A 22,350-nucleotide genomic window follows, 5' to 3' on the forward strand; every position below is an offset into this window, starting at 1 on the left:
TAGTATGACTATGCCTTAACGATTAGCTGGTGGAAAGAGATAAAAGAAGGTAGAGGCGTAATTGAATCCGCCTGAGGATTGGTAGTTAGGTTTGATTCCCAATTTAAACAGATCAAGCTAAAGAATGATGAGGATTTTTGGTGGATTCCTGTAGAAGATGTAGTGAGTGTGGAAGCTTAAGCAGAGAATCTTATAAATGCATATAGTGTATTGCCTATGGGAACAGGGATACAGTACAACCCTTTAACGAATTAACGAAAAAGGGTTGTACTCTTTTATGATATGGTAATTACGATCAGCATTACATAAAAAGGAGGAGAAGAATTGAGGCGTCAGGACAGTCACGGACCAGAAATAGGTTCTCTGGGACCAGTAGAAGGAAATTAATAGTTGTTAAGTTAGTAAGGCTCCCTGTATGGGGAGCTTTTTTCGTCAAAACCTCTATTTACTCGTCAAAGGATTCGACAAGGCCTATAGGGAAGTCAACTATGGGGTGATGAAATGAATTGTCGCTTGAAATTGATTCTTGTAGAAAGAAAAATAAAACAGCGGGAATTTGCAAAGCAGATCGGAATAGGAGAAGCACACTTTAGTAGGATTGTAACTGGAACAATAATACCGACACTCGATATAGCTTTTCGTATTGCTGAAGCTTTAAGTCTCAAAGTAGAAGATATATGGGAATCAAAGTAATTAATTGCTTGTTAATACAAAAAATTATATTATAATGCAATTTATTGTATCTGTGTGCATACACTGTACCATCAAGATTAAGGAGCTGGTGCAGATGTGGATCGTCCACCAACGTATGGCAGAGCTTTGATTTATCAATAAGACAAGGGAGCTTACTGACTCGGAAATGACAGAAATGAGTCATTGTCTGAGTGCAAACGCTCAAAGAGCTTAGGAGATTGCAAAACTCAAAAACTTATCTTTTATCGCCAGTATGACGAACGACGCGGATTGGCAGCATGAGTTGTGTTCAAGGATAGAGAAGATAGAGAGCTGAAAACGGTTTGTCCGGAATTTGCCCGGAATTTTAAAATTGAACATACCGTTCGTACTGATCAAAGCGTCATCCTTAATCTTCTGGTCACGTGAAGATTATACCGGGGGTAACTTTTACATTGCGTGTCCGAGTCTCTCGGACACGTTTTTTACATTTGTGCTTGAGTTCCAAAGTTGGAACGGCATGGAGAATACAGGGGGGAAAACATCGCTTGCATTGATTAAAAATTTTGAAGAGCATACAATGGCTACAATCGGTCAGTTTGTCAGTTTTTCAATCAGGATGTATTTGGGATAAGCATAAAAAGAGAGGATTGTAAGCGATGGAAGATATTTTAGACCAGGTAGCAAGACTAGGAAAGCGGCTTCATCAAAGAAATATAACGTTTGCCCTAGGTGGCAGCACTCTATTATACAGCTTAGGATTAGAAACTAATTTTCGCGATATCGATATCACCACAGATGCATCATTAGACAAGCTATGCGAAGCATTAACGGAATATCCTGTGACAGTAGGGATTTCGGGTGACGGTGTATACAACACTCAATATCGATTATCGGTGGGGCTGCATGGAAAAGAGATTGATTTTATGGGGAGTTTTTCCGTGAAAACAAAAACGGGTATATGTGATCTTCCCTGCCTGCCAGCTTACGAATGGAGAGGCATCCCAGTCTGCGCTCCTGAGGTATGGGCTGTAGCCTATCAGCTAATAGACCGTAGTCAAAAAGCAGATAGAATATATGGATATCTTGAAAAGAACGGTACCAATCTAGATGTTTGTAAACGATTACTGCAAGAACCGTTGCCTGAAGAGGTTAAAATAAGATTATTGTCTCTTATCCAATTATACTCTTAGGCTTGATTAAGGATTGAGGAAATAAGCATATTTCTCGTCTAGCCGATAGGAATATCCTGCCCTTTTTTTGCGGATATTACTTTTATATACAGGTTATACTCCCGAATTCCCTGCCAGCAAAAAAATAAGAAGATGTATAGGAATAGGGGGGACAAGGTAATGTCTACATTCATGAAGAAAGAGATTTCTCTCCTACATTTTATTATAGTTATTACTAGCATTGAACTTGGAACAAGCATTTTGACACTTCCTGCAGAGCTTGCACAGGTATCTGGGACGGATGGATGGATTTCCATTATCATTGGATATGCTCTGTCCACCGTAGTTAGCTTATGTATTATAAAGGTCATGTCAAAGCATCCAGGAAAGACAATGCTTGAAATCCTCCAGCTATATTTCTCCTCTATAATGGGAAATGTAATCATGGTTATCTGGATTATATATGGCTTTATTAGTGCATTCTCTATTTTTGTTTCGAGCATCTTCATCATTAATGAATGGATACTGCCAAATACGCCCAATTATTTTATTGGTGTTCTATTTATTGTTCCTATCTATATGGCAATACGCGGTGGCATTCGAGTGCTTAGCGGATTTCAGGTTGTTGTGTTTTTTTCAACTTTATGGTTATTACTAGTTCTCCTTTTCCCTTTAAATCAAAGTCATTTCGTGTTTCTGCTGCCAATTCTAAAGGAGGGGTGGGAGCCTGTTATTCAAGGTGTACGGGTCGCTGTGTTTCCCTTCCTAGGCTTTGAATTGGCCTATCTTTTTTATCCATACATAAAGAATAAGAAGCATGCCGCAAAGGGCATTATTATTGCCAATTCAATTACTTTGCTGATCTATTTGGAAATCACTATTATATGTTTTATGTTTTTTAGTCCTGATGAGATTACAAAGTTTATCTGGCCTACCCTAACATTGGTCAAGCCGATACGTTTCGCATTTTTGGAGCGCTTTGAAATTGTCTACGTCTCCTTTTACATCCTCATTTTTTTATCATCCGTTATCCCGTATCTATTTTTTGTTACAGAAGGTATCTCTGAGCTTACGAAAAGAAGAGGGAGGCCGCAGCTATATATCATTTTAGGGATTTTTATAGTGAGCTATCTGTTTTATCAGCCGTACTTTACTAACATAAACTTGTTTAATATCCTTTTAGCCCCTTTTTCTTATATCGTAGCTTTTGCTTTTCCCGTTTTCTTTTGGCTATACGTGATGCTTGTACCAAAGAGAAAGGGCCCTTGATTCATTGCTTACATTAAATCGACAAAAAAGCTAAAAACTCTTGCCTGTGACGCTACGTCACCCTGTAAGATTGGGAAAAAGCAAGAGAGTAAAAAGACGACTTTCTGCTAAGGAAAGTCTTTTTTTATTGGGGAATGAAAGAAGAAAAGAAGGAAAAGCTCAACGAGGATTTGTTATTGAAGGGAGAGGCTAAAAATGTCTAATGCATCAGTTGTTTTACATGATACAGCATCTATTTATAAACAGATGCTGGATGTATCTGCTGAGGAGCAAATCGAGATGTTTCGATATAAACTAATGAAACCATTTGAAGCAATGTGGAAAACAATCGGTGTTCCACTGAAAGCCCCGGTGCAAAATGGCTATGATGTGATTATGGCTTCACAAATGCTAGGATTGTGGGTTCCAAGCAGTTCAGATTCATCGGCATTAAAAGACGAAGTGCTCCAATTAGAACAAATACATGCAAATCATTTGTCTGAAAGGGTTTTGGAAGAAGTAGTGGAAGAGTTTTCGAAAATAGGCTATAACCTCCCATTAGAAGAGATACACTACGCCCTATTTATAGGAGACAGAATGAGTAAAGAAATGCAGTTTGTTCAAGGTTATTCGGGTTTTGCTGGTATCCCGGGGTACATTCAGATATATATTTGTCCAAATGACTATACGCTGCCAAGACTGCCGCATGTAATTGCTCACGAGTTTAACCATCAGGTGCGTTTTTGCTATGAACCATTTCGATATGGAGATGTAAGTGTGGGGGAGTACATCGTCATAGAAGGATTGGCAGAATCTTTTGCTGTTCATATGTATGGTGAGGAACGAATTGGCCCCTGGGTTACCCATTTGGTGGGGGATGAGCTTGCGTACTCCACGAGAGTCATTCGGGATTCCTTACATGTCAGAGGGTTTAGCGAAGTAAGAAGCTATCTGTTCGGTGATGATCTAGCTGATAAAATGGGGTATCAAAGGGTTGGATTGTCGCCGTATGCGGGATATGGCGTCGGTTATCACCTTGTCCAAGCATATCTTAAGAAAACAGGGAAAAGCATTATGGAGGCAACATTAACACCAGCAAATCAAATAATAGCAGAGTCTTGTTTTTTTGAATAAATGTCTATATCAGCATCTTTCTAAATTCAGATAAGCTATGTATGTGAAATTTATACTATTTTTATATTAGAGGGCAATCAGCAAACATATGATGCAAAGGGAGATGCTACTGTGGAGTACAAAGAGTACCGTACAGGTGAATTTGCTAAAGTAGCAGGGGTTAGCATTCGAACGCTTCGTTATTATGACAAGGTCGGGCTACTTTCCCCTGCTAAGCATGCAGAGAACGGCTTTAGAATTTACACGAGTAATGATCTGGCCAAACTGCAACAAATTTTGACACTAAAGTATTTAGGCTTTTCATTGGGGGAGATTAAAGCTCTTCAACAAATCCAGCCAGTCGATTTAGAGGAATCATTACAGATGCAAAAGAAATTGATGAAGGAAAAACGGGAGAAGCTTGATCAAGTTATTTCCGCGTTGGACTATGCCAGTCTGCTGGTGAAGCAGGAGCAAAGCGTGAAATGGGATGCAATCATTGACCTGATTAAGGTGATTCATCTGGAGGATAAGCATTGGTGGAAAAAATACTACACAGAGGAACAGCTGATCCTGCTTCACCAACGTCAGGAAATGTATACAGAAATGGAGCAAAAGCGTGATACGCTAAGCTGGAATATTGTCATAGAAGGGTTTAAGAAGGCCTTTGCTCAGAACAAAGCGGTGGAAAGCGAGGAGGTGCAGAAGTTAGCTCATGAGTGGCAAAGCCTTATCTATGCTTTTACCAAAGGAGATGCGGATATGTATCGGAGCTTGCATACAGCTCATACAAAATCTCCCCTCCCTATGCCGTATACGGAAACAGAGGGGATATATATTCAGGAAGCGCTAGCCGTATATACGAAGCGTCAGGTCTCAGAGAATGGTCAAGCAGACATGTAAACATATTTGAACTGTTAATCTGCTAGTGAATTCCGGAAGAATATGGTAGAATATTGAAAAAGTGTTAATGGCAAGGTGTTGGTTAACATGAAATTCATCCAATCTTCTGCATGGAATTTACTTGCAATCATTCTTTGTTCTCCGCTACTATTCCTCACCATGTATATGGATTACAAACAAGGTAGCGCATGGATGTATTTATTGTCCATGATCTTATTGCCCTTGTGTGTGAATCAATTCAGATATATGATGGGAGGCATTGCTATTTCAATGGTTCTAACCATAGCTCTTGCACACTATTTTATGGGTGGAAGCGATGCTTACTTCGAGCCATTGACAGCAGAGCTGGTCGGACTAATTCTTTCCGGGCTGTACGCTTTTCCACAATTGCTGATATATCAGGTAATTAAACTTGCTTTTCAGAAAGAAAGATCAGAATAAATTGAAAAGATAGCGGTTACAGTCGATTCGGTAACCGCTTACACTATTTTTTTTTAGAAATTGAATAAAAACCCTTGTTTTTTTAAAATAAATCTGCTATATTATTTATTGTATGAAACATCTGGACAGGTGTCCGAGTGGCCGAAGGAGCACGATTGGAAATCGTGTAGGCGGGGTCGACCCGTCTCGTGGGTTCAAATCCCACCCTGTCCGCCATTTTACTTATCTTTTATGTTCATACATGGCGGTCGTGGCGAAGTGGTTAACGCATCGGATTGTGGCTCCGACACTCGTGGGTTCGATTCCCATCGATCGCCCCATCTTATTTTAAAGACATATAACTGCTACGATTAAAACCCCTTTGTTGTTCAAGGAGACTTGAAGACAAGGGGTTTTTTGACGAATTCGGGCATATGATGGAACCGTATGTATGATGTAGCATAGGCTTATATAGGGAGAATTATTTCAAGAGAGGGGTCGACAGATGTTTCTGCTTAAAATAATGCTACTGATGATCGCGTTTCTTTTCCTGCTTTTCTTCCTCTATCTCCTGTCTAAGAGGAAGGAGTGTACGAAACAGCCGGAAATGCTAAAGGTCTGGCTGGGTGTGGTCGAGCGGGCGGTTACTGAAGCAGAACCTCGCTCTACACAGCATTCTCAGAAACACGGGTCCCCGGATATTTATCATGATGAAGAGAAAAATAAACAAACAGATGTGACTTTGCAAAAGTGGATCAAGTCGCATTATCAAACGTTCTTTCAGGATCAGCCAGTTGACCAGTTTTTAATCCAGCAGGATAAAGAGGAGATAGCGGTGCTTCTGTATCCGTGTAACCGCAGTCGAGGGTGGTTTACGTATGCGACTTGCGGCTCTGCAATAAAGAATGGCTCAGAATATATCATTAGCACGTATGAAAAACATCAGGAATTGCCCATACTGATTGAACACATTATACAACAGGCTGTAGAAATAGACAGTTCTACTAACGAGCAGCTCTTTTCGAGCAGTCAACCATTTGGGACACATCATGGTTTTACACATGTCATTTGCCTGCCTCCTGTTTTTGAGCCAGAAGGGTTTGCCCATTTCACTGATGGAAAAGCACTTGTAAGCATATACATGCTAGTTCCTTTATGGCGCACAGAGGCTGAGTTTGTGAAACAAAATGGTTGGTCTGAATTAGAAGCTATCTTCATAGAAAATGATGTAAATACGTTAGAATGGAATCGAGCCTCTGTCATCTAAATTAGATGATTCGGAGGTTTCTTTTATATGGGGATAAAGTATAGAATAAAATTGATATCATCCAAACATAAAGACACTCTCATTAAAAGATTACGTAAAGGACAAAAAAATGATGGAAATTATCTGGAAATTTTGAAACCGTATTCCAATCGAAACGTATAAACAAGTGCAAGATAAAATCATTGCACCCTTTTATGCACTTGACTTAATTCTAGAACGAGGTGTTTACATGGGGACATGGGATATTATTTTTCTTAGCTGCATAGGACTTGGATTCTTGTTTGCTATTGTGTTGATGTTTGCTGATCATAGTCATGCCCTTACAGGCGGTGTTGAAAGCCCGGTATTACAACCTGTTTGTGTTGTGAGTGCTATTACAGCCTTTGGTGCTTGCGGCTTTCTTCTGCATCGGTTCACATTGCTTTCCATCACAAGTGTGGTGTTACTTTCTGCTGGCAGTGGTCTACTACTTGCTGCAGCGGGGTATTTTATTTGGATTCGCCCCATGAAAAATGCTGAAAATTCTACAGGCTATTCACTTGCCCAATTGGAAGGGCAAATTGGGGAAGTTGTTACAACCATCCCTGCCAAGGGATATGGTGAAATTATCATTACAATGCTGAGCGGGACTAGTAACCAAATTGCGTCTAGCCAAGATCAGGTTATGATTCCTCAGGGTTCTCGTGTCGTAGTTGTCAAAGTAGAGGATCATGTTCTACAAGTGATTCCCTTTGAATAAATGCTAGATGAATACATAAAGGAAGGATGTTTGCTAATGGATTTTGACATCATTGTGCTTGGACCTATTATTGCTGTAATCGCTGTATTTGTAATCGTTGGTATTGCGTTTTGGGCAAGATACAAAACAGTAGGTGCAGATGAAGCAATGATTGTAACGGGGAGTGCACTTGGAAGCAAGAACGTATTAACTGACGAATCAGGCAACAAAATTAAGATCGTACGAGGTGGAGGTACGTTTGTTCTGCCAATTTTCCAGCAAGCGAACTTTTTAAGCTTATTATCACATAAATTGGATGTATCTACCCCAGAGGTTTACACCGAGCATGGTGTGCCTGTGATGGCTGACGGTGTGGCAATTATTAAAGTTGGCGGTTCTATAGAAGACATTGCTACAGCGGCAGAACAATTTATGGGGAAACCAGATGAGGCGCTGCGTTCTGAAGCTCAGGAGGTTCTGGAGGGGTATCTGCGTGCCATCCTTGGAAGCATGACAGTAGAGGAAATTTATAAGAATCGGGAGCGCTTTGCCCAGGAAGTGCAGGCTGTAGCTGCCAAAGACTTAAAAAAGATGGGGCTGTCTGTTGTTAGCTTTACGATCAAAGACGTTCGAGATAAAAATGGCTATTTGGCTGCGTTAGGTATTCCGCAAATTGCTGCGGTGAAAAGGGATGCTAGCATTTCCCAAGCAGAGGCTGATAAAGAGTCCCGCATCAAGCAGGCACAAGCCGAAGAGCACGCTAAAAAGGCTGAATTATTGAAAGAAACCAACATTGCTGAAGCGGAAAAAGAAAAGGAACTCAAAATTTCAGAGTTTAAGCAGGAGCAAGACAGAGCGCGTGCTACAGCCGACCAAGCGTATTCATTACAACAGGCGAAGATGAAACAACAGGTTACCCAAGAGGAAATGAAAGTAGACATCGTGCGCCGTGAGAAAGAGATCGAGCTGGAAGAAAAAGAAATCCTGCGTAGAGAGCGCCAGTACGATGCGGAAGTAAAGAAAAAAGCGGATGCCGATCGCTATGCTGTAGAGCAGGCGGCTGAAGCGGAGAAAGCGAAGAAAATGCGTGAAGCGGATGCTAAAAAATATAGTATCGAGGCAGAAGCGAAAGCTCAAGCAGAACAAAAGCGTTTAGAGGGTCTTGCTTATGCTGATGCAGAAAGGGCGCGCGGTACAGCCGAGGCGGAGGTAACTCAGCTTAAACTGGAAGCAGAAGCAGAAGGAAAGCGTAAATTGGCTGAAGCATACGAAAAATTTGGTCAGGCGGCTGTATTAGATATTGTGGTCAAGATGTTGCCTGAGTTGGCTGAGAAGGTTGCTGAACCAATGAAAGCAATCGACAAGGTAACCATTATTGATACTGGTGGCGGGCAAGGAGACGGTGTAAATCGTTTAAGTACAAACGTCACTAAATTAATGACTCAGTTACCAGAAATGCTAAAGGATGTCTCTGGCTTAGATATGAATGAGATGATTGAAGGCTTCATGAAAAAAGGCCAGGTATCCGCACCAGCAGAGATCGATCATGTTAAAGCTGAAGTTCTGGAAGAAGCTTCTGAGGTTAGTAAGTTAACTGATCAGATTCGACAAGAAAAATAGAACGTGAGCATTTATTACTGACTCGAGCTGTCATAGTTTTTTTAAGATCGATTGGTGTACCAACCCTTCTACCGAGGTTTACTGTGGTAGGAGGGTTTTTGAATAATAATTTGCAGCAAGATTCAATACCCTTTACATACACTGGGGGGGTATAGTAACATGGAGAACGATAATGTAAGTGATAATCGAAAGGAGTTTGAACAAGATGGAAAACGTCGTATTACGAGTACAAGGTATGTCATGCAATCATTGTGTGCAAGCGATTGAAAAAGCTGTAGGCAACTTAGAAGGAGTTGCTTCAGTCAAGGTTAGATTGTCTGAGGCAGAGGTGGATGTAGCTTATGATTCCACAAAAGTAACAGTAGAAGCAATTAAAGAAACCATTGATGACCAAGGATATGATGTAGAATAAAAGAGAATAACGTATACACTATATTGGAGAATATGAGAAAAAGGGGGGAATGAAATGGAGGGAGATAATCAACAGCTTTTGCCTGATGAAAAGGAAAAAGGATGTTGTCAGGAGCGAACCAGCCATCATTCCGAAAAGCTAAAGGGGAATTTGCAATCCCGATTAAATCGAATCGAGGGGCAGGTTCGCGGCATCAAGGGTATGATTGAAAAGGACGTTTATTGTGATGATGTACTAAATCAGATAGCTGCTGTTCAATCTGCACTCAACTCCGTAGGAAAGATTCTATTGGAAGGTCATATGAAAAGCTGTGTAGTGGAACGCATTCAGGAAGGCGACCAGGAAGTGATTGATGAGTTGCTAAAAACAGTGGCAAAGCTAATGAAATAAAAGGTATGAATAATAGCCTGCTAATTAAAGAAAAGCTCTCTTTTGTGTGTATATGAAAACACGAAAAAGAGAGCTTTTTGTCAGTATTCAGTATAACGAGTAATCTATTGTATAAGCATAATCAGCCTACCCTATTGAATCTTAATTTCACCGCTAATAATCTTGTTGCGGAATTCCTCTACTTTTTTCCAAACATCCTCAGAGATATTTTTACGGGAAGATTCAGATAAGCCGACGCCATTTTCTTTTAAACCAAGGGAAAGGGTTTTACCACCTTCAAATTTGCCAGTCATGTAATTGGTAGCTACTAGATAAGCTGCTTCGTCTACACGTTTCATCATGGACGTAAGTGTCACGTCATCCCCGAATACAAGAGATTGATCCATGTCTACGCCAATAACCCACACGTTTTCACCTTTGCCTTTACGTGCTTTTGCTTCATTAAAGACACCGTCTCCAGACGCACCTGCTGCGTGATATAAAATATCAGCACCTTGGTTGTATAGGGAGGATGCAGCGGATTTACCAGCATCAGGTTTATCGAAGGCACCTGTATAAATGGTGTTTACTTGTACAGAAGGATCAGCCGCTTTTACCCCAGCTAGGAAGCCTTTTTCAAAGCGTTTTGTAACAGGGATCTCAATACCACCAACAAAGCCGACTTTCTTTGTTTTTGAGGTTAATGCGGCGACGACCCCAGCTAGGAAGGAGCCTTCCTCTTCTTTAAATACAACCGAAGTAACGTTTGGAGCTTCAACGACTGTATCAATAACAGCAAGCTTTGCTTCAGGATTTTCCTTTGCTACCTTTTGTACGTGTTCCATGATTGGGAAGCCGATTCCAAAGGTTAAGTCCCATTTTTCTTTCACAAATTGGTTAAGGTTTGGAATAATATCAGCATCGGAGCTGGATTGCAGGTATTGTACCTCAGCACCTTTGTCGTTCTTTACCTTTTGCAAGCCTTCCCATGTACCTTGGTTAAAGGAGTTATCATTCACGGTACCTACAGAGGTTACCATCCCGATTTTTACATTGCTTTTAACATCTCCGGCAGGTGCTGCTTGTTTTTGATTGCCACATCCGCTTAGTGCTAAAGGTAGAACTAATAGAAGTGGTAGCGCACGGCTAATCATTTTTTTCATGTTGTTTGTACCTCCAAAGAAAATGAGTAAAGAACGGCATTGCCGTAGCTGAAAAGCTAACAGAAATGCCGTTTTTATAAAAAGATGTTACATTTTGTCTGGTACTGTAATTTCACCATTAATGATTTTTTGTTTAAACTCTTCAATCTTTTTCCAAACATCTTCGGAGATGTTTTTCTTTGTGGATTCAGCTAGCCCAACACCGTTCTCTTTCAGACCAAGAGATACCGATTTACCACCTTCAAATTTACCATTTAAAAGATCAGTAGATACTCGGTAAGCAGCTTCATCAACACGTTTGATCATAGATGTCATTGTGATATCTTCGCCAAATACTTTGGACTGATCCATATCTACGCCGATAACCCATACGTTTTCGCCTTTAGCGCGACGGTCTTTAGCTTCGTTAAACAAACCATCGCCTGTAGAGCTTGCTGCATGGAATACAATGTCAACACCGCGGTTAAACATTGTGGAAGCAGTAGATTTACCAAGATCAGGTTTGTCAAATGCACCCGTGTAAAGGGGAACGATTGTAATATCTGGTTTAGCTGCCTTTGCGCCTGCTGTGAAGCCTGCTTCAAAACGTTTGATTACAGGCATTTCAATACCGCCAAGGAAACCAATTTTGCCCGTTTTACTACTTAGTGCAGCTGCTACACCAGCAAGGTAAGCCCCTTCATGCTCTTTGAACACGATGGATGTTACGTTTGGTGCGTCAACAACAGAGTCAATAATGGCTATTTTAGCTTCTGGATTGTCTTTTGCTACTTTTTGTACATGTTCGGACATTAAGAAGCCGACACCAAAAGTTAAATCCCATTTCTCTTTAATAAATTGATTTAAGTTTGGAATGATATCACTATCACTTGCAGATTGCAGGTATTGAGTCTCTGCACCAGTGTCTTTTCCAAACTTTTGCAAGCTTTCCCATGTCATCTGGTTAAAGGAATTATCGTTAACGTTACCAGTAGCAGTAACCATTCCTACTTTTAAGTGTTTTTTTGCTTCTCCAGATGCATTCCCGGTTTCAGGAGCTTTTGTTCCACAGCCGCTTAGAGCGAGTGAGAAGGTCAAAAGACTAGCACCGAGGATCGAATAAAGCTTTTTCATGATGAAAAATCCTCCCTTTTGTCTCTGCTACGTATTTAAATTGGGCAAACGATGAAATTCTATCAGACAAATAAACAAACGTCAATTGTTAGATTATTTACGTAACGAAGCCAGCTTCAAAATTCTATTGATATTCTGCTCATTTACCAGCAGGGTTATGTAATCTCCCGGCATTTGAGGATTGTCGAAAAAAGGAGTAAACTAATATGGAAAGATTTTCTGATGATTTGTGATGGGCAAGAATAAGGGGACAATGACACGAGCTTACAAAAAAAGTAAAAAACTGGACGGCAGGTCAGAAGCGGTTAGATTATCTCGTATGAATGCCGTTGTATATGTCCCTGACTGATTTGATACAAAGCTAAATCAGGTATCTCAGTTGCAAATGACAAAATCCAGTAACAAAGCTGGGGATAATGCCATCCTTGTATATCTAGGGTAGAGGGAACGGCAGGAGAGAGCGGGTGAGTGTGCAAAACGCCAAGCCACCTTTCTTGTTGTTTTTTCATCTGGGCTATGCTTTGAAAAAAAATAGATGGACTTACCAAAAAGGTGTCTGTTGAGGCAACTTCCGAAGAAGCAGGATAAAATGAAGTAATCATGTTTTGATGACCGCCTAATAATACAGTAAATTCGTATGGCAATTGCTGTTTTGCTGCTACAAGTAGCTGAGACACTAGTGTTTTTGAGATAAGGATCGGCTGATCCGCATGGGAAAAGGGAGAACCCAATAGAGTGTGGTTCATAGCTACTATTTCTCCTTTGAGTTTAAAGTGAAAGAAGGTTTTCTCTTGAGCAAAAACCAAAACATTCAAATTGGCGTATGCGGCTGGGGAGATCATGATGATTTATACACGCAGGGCGTGAAAGCCAAAGATAAGTTGTCTGTTTATGCCAGTCATTTTCCTATTGTAGAGCTGGACAGCTCTTTTTACGCTATTTTACCACAAAAGAATTATGCGACGTGGGCAAAGGAAACCCCAGATGCATTCCGTTTTATTGTCAAACCGCATCAAGGGCTGACCGGTCATCAACGTAACATGGAACGCGATGAAAAGCTAGAATTATTTAAGAGTTTTGAAGAGAGTATTCAGCCACTTGTTGACGCAGGGAAATTGGAGACATTATTGTTTCAATTCCCACCTTGGTTTGACTGTAAGCGGGAGCATGTGCAATACGTTCAGTACTGTGTACAATATTTTTCCCGTTATTCTGTCTCTGTCGAGTTTCGACACCAAAGCTGGTTTGAGCCTGCTTGGAGAGAAAAGACATTAGCTTTTCTGCAAAAGCTGGGCGCTGTTCATGTTGTCTGTGATGAGCCGCAGGTAGGGTCTGGCTCTGTCCCCATTGTTACAGCGGTTAGCTCTGTGAAACAGGCGTTGGTTCGCTTTCATGGGAGAAATAGGGCGGGATGGCTCGACACTGGCGCCCCAAATTGGCGAGATGTTAGGTATTTGTACAGATATAGTGAGGAAGAATTACAAGAATGGAAGCCTAGACTGCTCGAATTAAGTCGGCAAACGGAACGTGTCATTGTACTATTTAATAATAATTCAGGGGGCGATGCTGTAGCAAACGCCAAGCGAATGATGCAACTATTGGATATTGATCCGGAGGGATTGAATCCTCGGCAACTCGAGCTTTTCTAACAACATTTGGCGTTGTACGCCCAGGAAGAGGCTTAGATCATGTTAATTGCACTCTTTATTTTATTGTTTATGCTTATTGGACTATTCGCAGGTGTAATGGGTAGTCTGGTCGGTATTGGCGGAGGAATGTTTTTCGTTCCTGCCTTGCTTTATTTCGGAAATATGTATGAGCCAGGCAGCATTACCCCGCAAATAGCGAGCGGTACCTCCTTATTAGTCATTGCGATAACAGCTCTATCCTCAAGCATTAGCTTTTGGAAACAGAAGAAAGTGGATGTGCAAGCGGCTGTCCTATTTTTTATCGGCAGTGCTCCGGGAGCAGTAGTCGGAGTTTATGTAAATAAATGGCTAAACAGTGACTCGTTTTATCTCTTGTTTGGTCTGTTTCAAATCTCCATGTTTATCTTGCTAATGATTAAAGATAAATTCAAGCCAAGAACGAACCAATGGAAGATTGTTAAAACTTATCTGGATGAGCAGGGGGAGCAGCAAGTTTATGGCTATAACCGCACCTCTGCTATCATCATTGCCTTTTTTGTCGGGATCATTTCTTCTTTGTTTGGAGTTGGCGGAGGGATTCTGATGGTCCCAGCACTGATCGTCCTATATCGTTTCCCTGCCCATATGGCTACGGCTACCTCCATGTGCATTATCTTTTTATCGGCTGTTGTCGGTTCCACAACGAATATTATAAACGACCATATCCAATGGTTCTATGTGCTTGGTCTAGCGCCAGGGGCATGGATTGGTGGAGCAATAGGAGCTATTGTGGCTAATAAATTAAAAGGCAAGACCTTAATACTCCTGCTGAGAATCATGATCTTAGCGATTGCCGTTCAAATGATTTGTAAAGCTTTTGTAGCTTAGCATGCAGGATTTTGATTCAAAAAAACACCCCTTTTCTCTTTTGCTCATATCGTAAAAAGAAAGGAGGGGTACGATGATTGAAATGAAGCCGCTTTATTTTAACGCGGGTGTAGCACAGGCCATTACCGTGCATTTGCCGAAAACTACGCTGCTGGTTGTAGCCACGGAAATCGGCTATATCATGTGCGGTGCGCTTGATGTTGGATTATTAAATGAGAAGCTAGCTCATCGAGAAATTATTGCAGGTCGTGCAACAGGGGTAAAAACGATACAAGAACTGCTGGATGCTCCTTTAGAATCAGTGACTTATGGCTCAGTGGCTTTGGGGATAGAGATAGGTACAAAAGGTAGCGATGCTATTGAACTCATGCTTTCTCACGAACAACGAACATAAGCGTAAAAGCCTCCTAATGCCTCACGGACTAGGAGGTTTGCGATGGTGGACAAGCTCAACAGCCTTAGCCAAACTTCTCTTTATTAGACAACAATAGTAAAATCAATCCTTCTTTTTGACGAAATTACTAATAGGTATAATGGTACTAGTACTAGGAAAGGCTTGGAAAAAAACTAATGCGATTATTGTCCATCACCCGCTGTGAAACAGGCATGAAGCTTGCACGAAGTATCTACAATAGTAATGGTACAATCTTAGTGGGAAACGGCGTTACACTTACCCAGAGAATGATCGCACGTTTAGCAGAAATGAATATTCATTCCATTTATATTGGGGATGATGATACCGCTGACATTCTTATAGATGATATAATCTCCGATGAGACACGACGGGAAGCGATGGGATTTATCCACAAGTCGTTTGAAACCTTTCGTGAAGATCCTAAAAAATTTAGACAAGTGTTTGCGGCAGAAAAAATGGGACTGCGTGTTCGAGGCGTGCTCATGAATCTTATTCATGAATTAAAAAACAATCATTCAGCAATGAATTTACTAGGAACGGTGTGTGGTGTCGATTCCTACGTGTTTGTCCATTCCTTTAACGTAACAATTTATACTGTATCAGTCGGCTTAAAAATGGGGTTAAATGATAAGGAAATTGCTGATCTAGCCTTAGGGGCTATTTTACATGATGTAGGTAAAATGATGATTCCGCCTGAAATATTAAACAAGCCGGGGCGTTTGACTGATGAGGAGTATGAAATTATCAAGCAGCACACCGTAATCGGATTTGAATTATTAAGAAAACAAATCGGAATTCCGTTACTAGCTGCACATTGCGCATTTCAGCATCATGAAAGAATTGACGGGAGCGGTTACCCCCGTCAATTAAAAGAAGCGGAAATTCATCCATATGCAAAAATTTTAGCTGTATGTGACGTGTTTGATGCTTTAACAAGTCATCGGGTTTATCGTAAGCCGATGCTGCCGCATGATGCTACTGAGCTGTTGTTTGCAGGATCAGGCACGCAATTTTGTAATAATGTTTTGGAAAAATTCCGCAATGCAATCTCTATTTATCCAGTTGGACTGGGGGTCACCTTAAGCTCTGGTATCTCCGGTGTTATTATTAAAAATAATCCGGGATTTCCCTCCAGACCGGTTGTACGAATTTTAGAAAATGAGGCACATGAAAAGATAAATCCATTTGAAATTGATTTAACTACCGAGTTAAGTCTAGTCATTTCTGATTGTGAGCCGCTTAGCTAATCGGTTTATTTTTGAGAAAGCGAGCTTAGATGGTTACATTAGCTGGGTTGCTTATTGTTTCGAGTCCAGCCTGATTCCAGGCGAGGATTCCACCTTCTAAATTAATCAAATTCTCAAAGCCTTTCGATTCTAAAAGGCTGACCGCTATGGCAGAGCGAGCGCCGGAACGACACTGGACAAGTATAGGTTTATCTTTAGGAATCTCATTCAGTCGCTCCTGCAGAGAGCCGAGTGGAATATGAACAGCATGTGGAAGATGGCCCTCAAGCCATTCAGATGAATTGCGAACATCGAGCAAGGTGACGTCCTGCTGATAGACAAGGGAAGTGGCTGTCATAACGTCCATTTCCTTCATGTCTTTTAGCAGGGGGGCCAGATCGATGTTTTTTTGAATTTCATTACTATCACCTATCGCTAAGATATGGTCAATTCCAACCGCTCTTAAATCAGATAAAATTTGTTGGTGATCTTCTTTATTTCCAAGGACATATAAGGGACTTTGTTCATCAATTAACCAACCAGCCCAGGTACAGAAGCTACGCTGATGGGGGATGGATAGAGAACCGCTCAAATGGCTGTGGGCAAATGCTGAGGCAAGACGAGTATCTAAGAGGATTGCTTCACTAGCTAGTATTTCTTGCAGCACTTCCCGATCCATCTGTAATTCTTTAGGACGAGGAATATCAGCTAACAAGGCTGCTCCTTGTTTATTAACCTGTTTCATTCGAGAGAAGTAGCGGGGGGGCTCTGGCTGACCGTCTAACAGCCAAGTGACGAATTTTTCTTCTTCTGTGAAGGACAGGGCATGGTTATAGCGCTTTTCATATCCTACCGTAGATGAGGGAACGGCACCTAATGCCTTTCCGCAGGCACTTCCCGCTCCATGACCCGGCCAAATTTGCAGATAGTCCTCCCATTCTTTAAAGCGTTGAAGAGATTGATACATTTGACGTGCTCCGATCTCAGCAGTACCTGTTTGTCCAGCGGCCTTTTCGAGCAGGTCAGGTCGCCCTACGTCACCAACAAACACAAAATCTCCTGTAAATACTCCGATGGGCTGTGACCCTGTTATACCACAGTCTTTTAATAAAAAGGACAGACTCTCCGGTGTATGTCCTGGCGTGTGCATAACTTCTAAACGGAGATTTCCTACGGACAAGGTATCTCCCTCATGGACAATTTGATGGGCGACACCATCGAGTCCCACATATTGCCAGTCAGGTCCCCCTTCTCCTGAAAGATAAAGAGTAGCCTGAGTCCGATGGGCGAGCTCTCTTGCTCCGGATACAAAGTCGGCATGGATATGAGTTTCCAATGCTCCTACAATACGCAGACCCTCCTGTTGGGCAATACGCAAATAAGCTGTAATGTCTCTTTGCGGATCAATGACGACGGCTTCACCAGTTCGTTGACAGCCTACAAGATAGGAAGCTTGAGCTAATGGTTCATGATAAAAGTAACGTAATAACATGAATGATCGTTCCTCCTTTTATTTTTTAACATGAAGTATGGATGGAACAAGGGTTACATTCGCCCTTTCATCATTGCTCGCCAGTAAAGGAGAGGAAGCAAATCCTTTTTTACTCGATACATGCTATATCTTTCCTTTGCTTGATCAAAGGGAAACGTTTCGCGGGGTTCTAGCTTGTAATCAAATTCTGCTAGGATCAAGCGATTATAGCCTGTTACTAATGGGCAAGACGTATATCCATCATATCGAGCGGATAAGGTTTGCTGATCCATGACAGCCAATAGATTGGCCACGAGCACAGGCGCTTGTTTTCGAATAGCAGCCCCAGTCTTAGAAGTAGGAAGGTTACTACAATCTCCCAGAGAAAAAATGTTTGGGTAGCGTCTATGCTGTAGTGTAGCTGCATCAATTTCTACCCAGCCAGCCTCGTCTGCTAAAGGGCTTTCTCGAATAAAACGGGGGGGAAACATAGGGGGCACCACGTGCAGCATGTCATAGGAAAGGGTATGTAACTCTTTTGTATCAAGATGAACAAATAAAGCTTCTTTCTTTTCTGAAAGAATCTCTATCAAGTTCCATCTGAAATTGGTGTGAATATTTTTTCTGTTAATAACATTCTGTAAGGAATCTGCATATTTTTTAACGGCAAAAATACTCGCATTTGCTGAAGCAAAAATAATCTGGGAATGGGAGCGTACCTTTGTCTTCCGCATATGATCATCCGCTAAATACATGATTTTTTGGGGAGCGCCCCCGCATTTAATCGGTGTATTTGGGTGAGTAAAAATGGCAGTGCCTCCTGAAAAAGTACGCAGACATTCCCACGTATACGAAACATGCTCATAAGAATAATTACTACATACTCCGCCTTTTCCAATTGCCTCTGGGAGCCCTTTAATTTTGTCCCAGCCTATCTCAATCCCGGCGGATACGACCAAATAGTCATATTGAATCTTTTCACCTTGTGCTGTACACACTTGATTCATTTCTGGAAAAAAGGATTTGATAGACTCCTTGATCCAAGTCGCTCCCTTAGGAATCAGGGAGGCTTCCTCACGTTCTGTTTTTTCCTTTGATACAACACCTGCTCCTACCAGCGTCCACAAGGGCTGATAGTAGTGTTTATCAGAAGGATCAATGATTGCAATGCTTCCGCGAAGAGAGGGGCGTGCGCGCAATAATCGGGCCGCAACCATAATGCCGGCGCTACCGCCACCTACAATGACAACACAAAATTTGCGGATATTTGACATCTCCATTCCCCTTTCAGCCATATAAAGACTATCAATCGTGAGTAAGATGAAGAAAGAAAAAATGTCAAAAAGAAAAGAAAACCCTTTCAATTGCGAGGAGATATGTAAGCACCATATTTTGTTAAAGATACCTCTTATTCTAAATTATAGACCTTTTCCCAATCATAACCAATCCCTTTTTTTAAAAATAACATACATTGTAGTTGCCAATGTGAACATGATAATCAAGACAATAAAATAGCCGTAGTTGGTATGTAGTTCTGGCATTACATCAAAGTTCATTCCATAAATGCCTGTCACAACCGTTAAAGGCATGAAAATGGTGGTCAGTGCTGTAAAAATGCGCATAATCTCGTTGGTTCGATTGGAAACCGAGGACTGATAGGCTTCTCGAACGTTGCCAATTAGCTCTCGAAATGTTTCAAAATTCTCCACAATCTTCACGGCATTTTCATGAATATCAATGAAATATTTACGTAGGTTAGGAGAAATCAGCGATAGCTCCTTCGTTTGCAGGGCAAGAATGAGATCACGCTGTGGGGCCATCATCTTTTTGGCATACAGAATTTCTCGGCGTAGCCCAACAATTTGAGAAAGATGAGTGTTTTTCGCTTTGAGTAAAACCTGCTCCTCTAAATTTTCAATCAGGTCTTGAATTTCTTCCATCACATCAAAGTAGCTTTCAATGAGCTGATCCATAAAAAAATATAGGAAGTAATCGGACGAATGAATTTCTTCTTCACGAATAATGGAGGGAAAAACACGAATCTCATCTATTTCAAATTTACTGACCGTAATGACATAATGCCCTCCGAGAAAGATATTCACTTCTCGCAGAAATATATCCTCATTCTGAAACTGAATGCTATTGCTTACGATAAAGTAATGGTCATGGTTGACCTCAAGCTTAGGGCGCTGTTCCTCTTCATCAATGCAATCTTCAATAGCCAATGGATGCAAATGAAACAACTGCTGCAAGATGTCCAGATCAAATAAACGTGCTTGTATCCAATAGAAACCGTTAGCAGGTGGGCGTATTGTTATTTCTATGTCTTCAACCGGTGTCATGGTTCCATTCTCAATTAAATAGATTTTCAATGTGTACCCCTCCTCGATCTTCTATTCTCACAGATACCACTAGTATATCCCGTATGTCGGATAACCTTGATTTACTAAATTTATTACCAACATTTACCCTTAGGTAAATAGGTTAAAATCGCTTGCAGAGGCTATTTTCACACAGCAAGATTGTTATGTTTTTATAGCGTTTTTAACAGATAAATCCAGGATAATTTTTCAATCAAAGAACATGCATATTATTCATATATAAACGCAAAATGGATTGGTTAAATCGGAAAGTGGTCGAGAAAAAGCAGGGGAATAAAGTAGTGTAGGAAAGAGATAGTTGCATTTGGTATTTTAGCGATTTTGATTTTGTTCCTCTCTTTTTTTGTCGAAAGGGTTAACCGACAAGACGAGCCGGGCGTTCCGATCACACTTGCTGAGCCCGCGACTTTCGGCAGTGCAGCAGAACAGAAATTGTTTAACTTCATCCAAAAGCATATGGCAAGTCCAGAAGGAGGAATCCATACCAATTATTTAGAGAGCTCTGATGAAACGAAGGGGCATGCTGTTATCTCAGAATCAGTGGGATTACTGCTAAAATATGCTGTTGCTTCTCGGAATAAAGCTTTATTCGAGCAACAACTGAAGCTCTTGCAGCACCGATTCGTGGAATATGATTTCATTGCCTGTGTCTATCCAAGGACAGGTCATAACATGGTGAACAGCAGTGTAGATGATTTGCGCATCATTGAGGCAATGTTAGATGGGGCGCAGCGATTTGACAATGAACAAGCCTATGATTTAGGGATACGCCTTGCCAAAGGACTGCTTGCAACTAATAGCGACGGGAAATGGTTGTTTGATTACGCTGATAAGACAAAGCGGCAAAGTGGCTTCTACTGTGCAAATTCGGTATGCTAATTTGTCTGCTTTAAAGAAGCTGGCGGATGAGATTCTAGAAAATGTACCTATTTATGAACAAATGAAAAAGCTGTTGGAGCAGGCTGAGCAAACGAATGGGCTGTATGCACTCGCGTATCTCCCAACGAGGGTATATATGTTCGAGATCCTGTATTACAGACAACTGCTGTTTCAGCTAATATGAGCGAACAGCTTATTACTGCTTTGTATGCAGAAAAGGCCGGTATTTCTACGATTCATATGCACCAAGTGACATTAGGAAAAAAGCAGTGCAATTTGAGGGAGGATATCTAGATGTGTGCACATTACAGGCCTTTTCCTTTGATCAATTAGAAAGTTTACTTGCTATGAGGATACAGAGCTTAGCATTCGCATTTATGAATCAGGAAAGAAAATCTGTTTTATGCCGATTGCCGTTACCTGGGAGCAGGAACCGAAGACCTGGGATGTTTGGCTAAAACAACGGACAAGATGGGTCAGGGGCAATAGCTACGTAGTAATCAAGTTCATTCGAATGATTTTCTCACTCAAAAACAAACGAATTATGTTTGATATTTGTTATTTTTTCTTTGCGTACTTTTTGTTTTTATGTGGAGTGCTCATTTCTGACGCTATTTTTATTCTGTCCCTTCTGGGGGTAGTGAATTTAACTGTGGAGGGACCCTATTTTATCATCTGGGTACTTGCTTACTTACTGTTTATTGTTGAAATTATGGTTACCTTGGAATTGATAAAACCGAGTTAACCTGGGCAAATTTATTTACTGTAATGCTGATGTATTTCACGTATTCGCAATTATGGATTTATTTAAGTGATTCACGGAATGCTGATTCAGTTAAAAAACGTTCTGTTGCGAGAAAAATCGTTTGGGCTGGTAGAGGCAATACCAGCTATGGGAGATCCTCAAAAAATACCGGCAGAATCTACAGAAGAGGCTGCTATTTTAACCACGAACGGTAATATAGCACTACTGCATCTGACAGGCGAGGAAGCTATTCCGCTCAAATCTCGACTGGCAAACAAGGTAAAGGGCTTGTATGAATATGCAGGTACAATGGAAGGCCAGGCAATGATGGCAGTGATCGTTTTTGCCATAACGGTTCTGATCGTTCTCTTTATCCTGATACGCTCGTGGAAAAGAAAACGTCGATTGGAAAATATGGATCAAAAGCAAGGGACTGATATGACAGGAAAAAGTGGTCAAAGTCTGACTCGATTAAGACGAAATTCGAAAAAGAAATAGCCATGAAAAAAGGCTCCTGCTTCTGTTAC

25 protein-coding genes, 2 tRNA genes and 2 pseudogenes are annotated in these 22,350 nt (G+C 41.1%); 23 read left to right on the plus strand and 6 right to left on the minus strand.

Annotated features, from left to right (window positions below; translation table 11 throughout):
- Positions 1–3: 3 nt before the first annotated feature.
- The 15 genes and pseudogenes from QZ995_RS11375 to QZ995_RS11445 all read left to right on the plus strand — a co-directional run.
- Positions 4–180 (plus strand): annotated as a pseudogene (locus tag QZ995_RS11375) (YolD-like family protein); the annotation flags it as partial.
- A gap of 321 nt (positions 181–501) precedes the next feature.
- Positions 502–693, plus strand: a complete 192-nt coding sequence (locus tag QZ995_RS11380) for a helix-turn-helix transcriptional regulator (RefSeq protein WP_031411226.1) — start codon at positions 502–504, stop codon at positions 691–693.
- A 133-nt stretch (positions 694–826) separates the two neighbouring features.
- Positions 827–1,009, plus strand: a pseudogene (locus QZ995_RS11385) (DUF7667 family protein).
- A gap of 322 nt (positions 1,010–1,331) precedes the next feature.
- A complete protein-coding gene (locus QZ995_RS11390) occupies positions 1,332–1,865 on the plus strand; it encodes a hypothetical protein (protein WP_301806774.1) in 534 nt (177 codons plus the stop codon).
- 159 nt (positions 1,866–2,024) lie between these two features.
- A complete protein-coding gene (locus QZ995_RS11395) occupies positions 2,025–3,113 on the plus strand; it encodes a GerAB/ArcD/ProY family transporter (RefSeq protein WP_301806776.1) in 1,089 nt (362 codons plus the stop codon).
- 195 nt (positions 3,114–3,308) lie between these two features.
- Positions 3,309–4,226, plus strand: a complete 918-nt coding sequence (locus QZ995_RS11400; RefSeq protein ID WP_301806778.1) for a DUF2268 domain-containing protein — start codon at positions 3,309–3,311, stop codon at positions 4,224–4,226.
- A 111-nt stretch (positions 4,227–4,337) separates the two neighbouring features.
- Positions 4,338–5,108: a MerR family transcriptional regulator gene (locus QZ995_RS11405; protein WP_301806781.1), complete on the plus strand. Its 771-nt coding sequence runs from the start codon at positions 4,338–4,340 to the stop codon at positions 5,106–5,108.
- Between the two features lie 87 nt (positions 5,109–5,195).
- Positions 5,196–5,549 carry a hypothetical protein gene (locus QZ995_RS11410; protein ID WP_301806783.1) on the plus strand — a complete coding sequence of 118 codons (354 nt, stop codon included), beginning with the start codon at positions 5,196–5,198 and terminating at the stop codon, positions 5,547–5,549.
- Between the two features lie 123 nt (positions 5,550–5,672).
- Positions 5,673–5,765, plus strand: a tRNA-Ser gene (locus tag QZ995_RS11415).
- 28 nt (positions 5,766–5,793) lie between these two features.
- Positions 5,794–5,869, plus strand: a tRNA-His gene (locus tag QZ995_RS11420).
- 164 nt (positions 5,870–6,033) lie between these two features.
- The gene (locus QZ995_RS11425) at positions 6,034–6,795 is read left to right on the plus strand and encodes a suppressor of fused domain protein (protein WP_301806784.1); all 762 of its coding nucleotides are present in this window, start codon (positions 6,034–6,036) and stop codon (positions 6,793–6,795) included.
- A gap of 229 nt (positions 6,796–7,024) precedes the next feature.
- Complete coding sequence (locus QZ995_RS11430; RefSeq protein WP_301806785.1) at positions 7,025–7,534, plus strand: NfeD family protein; 510 nt, start codon at positions 7,025–7,027, stop codon at positions 7,532–7,534.
- Between the two features lie 36 nt (positions 7,535–7,570).
- Complete coding sequence (locus QZ995_RS11435; RefSeq protein WP_301806787.1) at positions 7,571–9,133, plus strand: flotillin family protein; 1,563 nt, start codon at positions 7,571–7,573, stop codon at positions 9,131–9,133.
- 205 nt (positions 9,134–9,338) lie between these two features.
- Positions 9,339–9,545 carry a copper chaperone CopZ gene (copZ, locus tag QZ995_RS11440; protein ID WP_301806790.1) on the plus strand — a complete coding sequence of 69 codons (207 nt, stop codon included), beginning with the start codon at positions 9,339–9,341 and terminating at the stop codon, positions 9,543–9,545.
- Between the two features lie 54 nt (positions 9,546–9,599).
- Complete coding sequence (locus QZ995_RS11445) at positions 9,600–9,935, plus strand: metal-sensitive transcriptional regulator (protein ID WP_301806792.1); 336 nt, start codon at positions 9,600–9,602, stop codon at positions 9,933–9,935.
- 131 nt (positions 9,936–10,066) lie between these two features.
- On the opposite strand, the gene QZ995_RS11450 is transcribed toward QZ995_RS11445, so the two are convergent.
- The 3 genes from QZ995_RS11450 to QZ995_RS11460 all read right to left on the minus strand — a co-directional run bounded on the left by QZ995_RS11450 (position 10,067) and on the right by QZ995_RS11460 (position 12,936).
- A complete protein-coding gene (locus QZ995_RS11450) occupies positions 10,067–11,077 on the minus strand; it encodes a BMP family lipoprotein (RefSeq protein WP_301806794.1) in 1,011 nt (336 codons plus the stop codon).
- Positions 11,078–11,164: 87 nt separating this feature from the next.
- Positions 11,165–12,190 carry a BMP family lipoprotein gene (locus tag QZ995_RS11455; RefSeq protein ID WP_301806797.1) on the minus strand — a complete coding sequence of 342 codons (1,026 nt, stop codon included), beginning with the start codon at positions 12,188–12,190 and terminating at the stop codon, positions 11,165–11,167.
- A gap of 305 nt (positions 12,191–12,495) precedes the next feature.
- Positions 12,496–12,936: a Mov34/MPN/PAD-1 family protein gene (locus tag QZ995_RS11460; protein WP_301806799.1), complete on the minus strand. Its 441-nt coding sequence runs from the start codon at positions 12,934–12,936 to the stop codon at positions 12,496–12,498.
- Between the two features lie 45 nt (positions 12,937–12,981).
- Between QZ995_RS11460 and QZ995_RS11465 the strand changes: the two genes are divergently transcribed.
- From QZ995_RS11465 to QZ995_RS11480, 4 genes are all read left to right on the plus strand, one after another.
- Complete coding sequence (locus tag QZ995_RS11465) at positions 12,982–13,839, plus strand: DUF72 domain-containing protein (protein ID WP_301806800.1); 858 nt, start codon at positions 12,982–12,984, stop codon at positions 13,837–13,839.
- A 39-nt stretch (positions 13,840–13,878) separates the two neighbouring features.
- Positions 13,879–14,706 (plus strand): sulfite exporter TauE/SafE family protein, encoded by an 828-nt coding sequence (locus tag QZ995_RS11470; protein ID WP_301806802.1) that lies wholly within the window; start codon positions 13,879–13,881, stop codon positions 14,704–14,706.
- A 73-nt stretch (positions 14,707–14,779) separates the two neighbouring features.
- Positions 14,780–15,100 carry a YunC family protein gene (locus tag QZ995_RS11475; RefSeq protein WP_301806803.1) on the plus strand — a complete coding sequence of 107 codons (321 nt, stop codon included), beginning with the start codon at positions 14,780–14,782 and terminating at the stop codon, positions 15,098–15,100.
- A gap of 176 nt (positions 15,101–15,276) precedes the next feature.
- Positions 15,277–16,368, plus strand: coding sequence for an HD-GYP domain-containing protein (locus QZ995_RS11480; RefSeq protein ID WP_301806805.1), 1,092 nt, complete (start codon positions 15,277–15,279; stop codon positions 16,366–16,368).
- A 25-nt stretch (positions 16,369–16,393) separates the two neighbouring features.
- On the opposite strand, the gene QZ995_RS11485 is transcribed toward QZ995_RS11480, so the two are convergent.
- The 3 genes from QZ995_RS11485 to corA form a co-directional block, all read right to left on the minus strand.
- Positions 16,394–17,839, minus strand: a complete 1,446-nt coding sequence (locus tag QZ995_RS11485) for an MBL fold metallo-hydrolase (protein ID WP_301806806.1) — start codon at positions 17,837–17,839, stop codon at positions 16,394–16,396.
- A gap of 53 nt (positions 17,840–17,892) precedes the next feature.
- Entirely contained in the window at positions 17,893–19,092 is a 1,200-nt protein-coding gene (locus QZ995_RS11490; RefSeq protein WP_301806809.1) for an FAD/NAD(P)-binding oxidoreductase, read from the minus strand.
- Positions 19,093–19,254: 162 nt separating this feature from the next.
- Positions 19,255–20,190 (minus strand): magnesium/cobalt transporter CorA, encoded by a 936-nt coding sequence (gene corA / locus QZ995_RS11495; protein WP_301806812.1) that lies wholly within the window; start codon positions 20,188–20,190, stop codon positions 19,255–19,257.
- Positions 20,191–20,526: 336 nt separating this feature from the next.
- Here corA and QZ995_RS11500 point away from each other — a divergent pair, with 336 nt between their 5' ends.
- From QZ995_RS11500 to QZ995_RS11515, 4 genes are all read left to right on the plus strand, one after another.
- On the plus strand, positions 20,527–21,078 hold the full coding sequence (locus tag QZ995_RS11500; RefSeq protein WP_301806815.1) for a hypothetical protein: 552 nt from the start codon (positions 20,527–20,529) through the stop codon (positions 21,076–21,078).
- The gene (locus QZ995_RS11505; protein WP_301806817.1) at positions 21,059–21,262 is read left to right on the plus strand and encodes a hypothetical protein; all 204 of its coding nucleotides are present in this window, start codon (positions 21,059–21,061) and stop codon (positions 21,260–21,262) included. The genes QZ995_RS11500 and QZ995_RS11505 overlap by 20 nt, the downstream gene beginning before the upstream one ends.
- A gap of 144 nt (positions 21,263–21,406) precedes the next feature.
- A complete protein-coding gene (locus tag QZ995_RS11510; RefSeq protein WP_301806835.1) occupies positions 21,407–21,823 on the plus strand; it encodes a glycosyltransferase in 417 nt (138 codons plus the stop codon).
- A gap of 78 nt (positions 21,824–21,901) precedes the next feature.
- The gene (locus QZ995_RS11515) at positions 21,902–22,321 is read left to right on the plus strand and encodes a FeoB-associated Cys-rich membrane protein (RefSeq protein WP_301806820.1); all 420 of its coding nucleotides are present in this window, start codon (positions 21,902–21,904) and stop codon (positions 22,319–22,321) included.
- The last annotated feature ends 29 nt before the right edge of the window (positions 22,322–22,350 follow it).

The sequence above is a fragment of the Brevibacillus laterosporus genome, from assembly GCF_030489605.1.
In the GTDB taxonomy this organism is placed as follows: domain Bacteria; phylum Bacillota; class Bacilli; order Brevibacillales; family Brevibacillaceae; genus Brevibacillus_B; species Brevibacillus_B laterosporus_E.

Excerpts from the sequence above, each read along its gene's own strand:
- QZ995_RS11475 (WP_301806803.1), top strand. The coding sequence starts at position 14,780 with ATGATTGAAATGAAGCCGCTTTATTTTAACGCGGGTGTAGCACAGGCC.
- QZ995_RS11515 (WP_301806820.1), top strand. The coding sequence starts at position 21,902 with ATGCTGATTCAGTTAAAAAACGTTCTGTTGCGAGAAAAATCGTTTGGG.
- QZ995_RS11430 (WP_301806785.1), top strand. The coding sequence starts at position 7,025 with ATGGGGACATGGGATATTATTTTTCTTAGCTGCATAGGACTTGGATTC.
- QZ995_RS11395 (WP_301806776.1), top strand. The coding sequence starts at position 2,025 with ATGTCTACATTCATGAAGAAAGAGATTTCTCTCCTACATTTTATTATA.
- QZ995_RS11390 (WP_301806774.1), top strand. The coding sequence starts at position 1,332 with ATGGAAGATATTTTAGACCAGGTAGCAAGACTAGGAAAGCGGCTTCAT.
- QZ995_RS11455 (WP_301806797.1), bottom strand. The coding sequence starts at position 12,190 with ATGAAAAAGCTTTATTCGATCCTCGGTGCTAGTCTTTTGACCTTCTCA.
- QZ995_RS11485 (WP_301806806.1), bottom strand. The coding sequence starts at position 17,839 with ATGTTATTACGTTACTTTTATCATGAACCATTAGCTCAAGCTTCCTAT.
- copZ (WP_301806790.1), top strand. The coding sequence starts at position 9,339 with ATGGAAAACGTCGTATTACGAGTACAAGGTATGTCATGCAATCATTGT.
- QZ995_RS11435 (WP_301806787.1), top strand. The coding sequence starts at position 7,571 with ATGGATTTTGACATCATTGTGCTTGGACCTATTATTGCTGTAATCGCT.
- QZ995_RS11450 (WP_301806794.1), bottom strand. The coding sequence starts at position 11,077 with ATGAAAAAAATGATTAGCCGTGCGCTACCACTTCTATTAGTTCTACCT.
- QZ995_RS11380 (WP_031411226.1), top strand. The coding sequence starts at position 502 with ATGAATTGTCGCTTGAAATTGATTCTTGTAGAAAGAAAAATAAAACAG.
- QZ995_RS11410 (WP_301806783.1), top strand. The coding sequence starts at position 5,196 with ATGAAATTCATCCAATCTTCTGCATGGAATTTACTTGCAATCATTCTT.
- QZ995_RS11400 (WP_301806778.1), top strand. The coding sequence starts at position 3,309 with ATGTCTAATGCATCAGTTGTTTTACATGATACAGCATCTATTTATAAA.
- QZ995_RS11460 (WP_301806799.1), bottom strand. The coding sequence starts at position 12,936 with ATGAACCACACTCTATTGGGTTCTCCCTTTTCCCATGCGGATCAGCCG.
- QZ995_RS11480 (WP_301806805.1), top strand. The coding sequence starts at position 15,277 with ATGCGATTATTGTCCATCACCCGCTGTGAAACAGGCATGAAGCTTGCA.
- QZ995_RS11445 (WP_301806792.1), top strand. The coding sequence starts at position 9,600 with ATGGAGGGAGATAATCAACAGCTTTTGCCTGATGAAAAGGAAAAAGGA.
- QZ995_RS11470 (WP_301806802.1), top strand. The coding sequence starts at position 13,879 with ATGTTAATTGCACTCTTTATTTTATTGTTTATGCTTATTGGACTATTC.
- QZ995_RS11425 (WP_301806784.1), top strand. The coding sequence starts at position 6,034 with ATGTTTCTGCTTAAAATAATGCTACTGATGATCGCGTTTCTTTTCCTG.
- QZ995_RS11490 (WP_301806809.1), bottom strand. The coding sequence starts at position 19,092 with ATGTCAAATATCCGCAAATTTTGTGTTGTCATTGTAGGTGGCGGTAGC.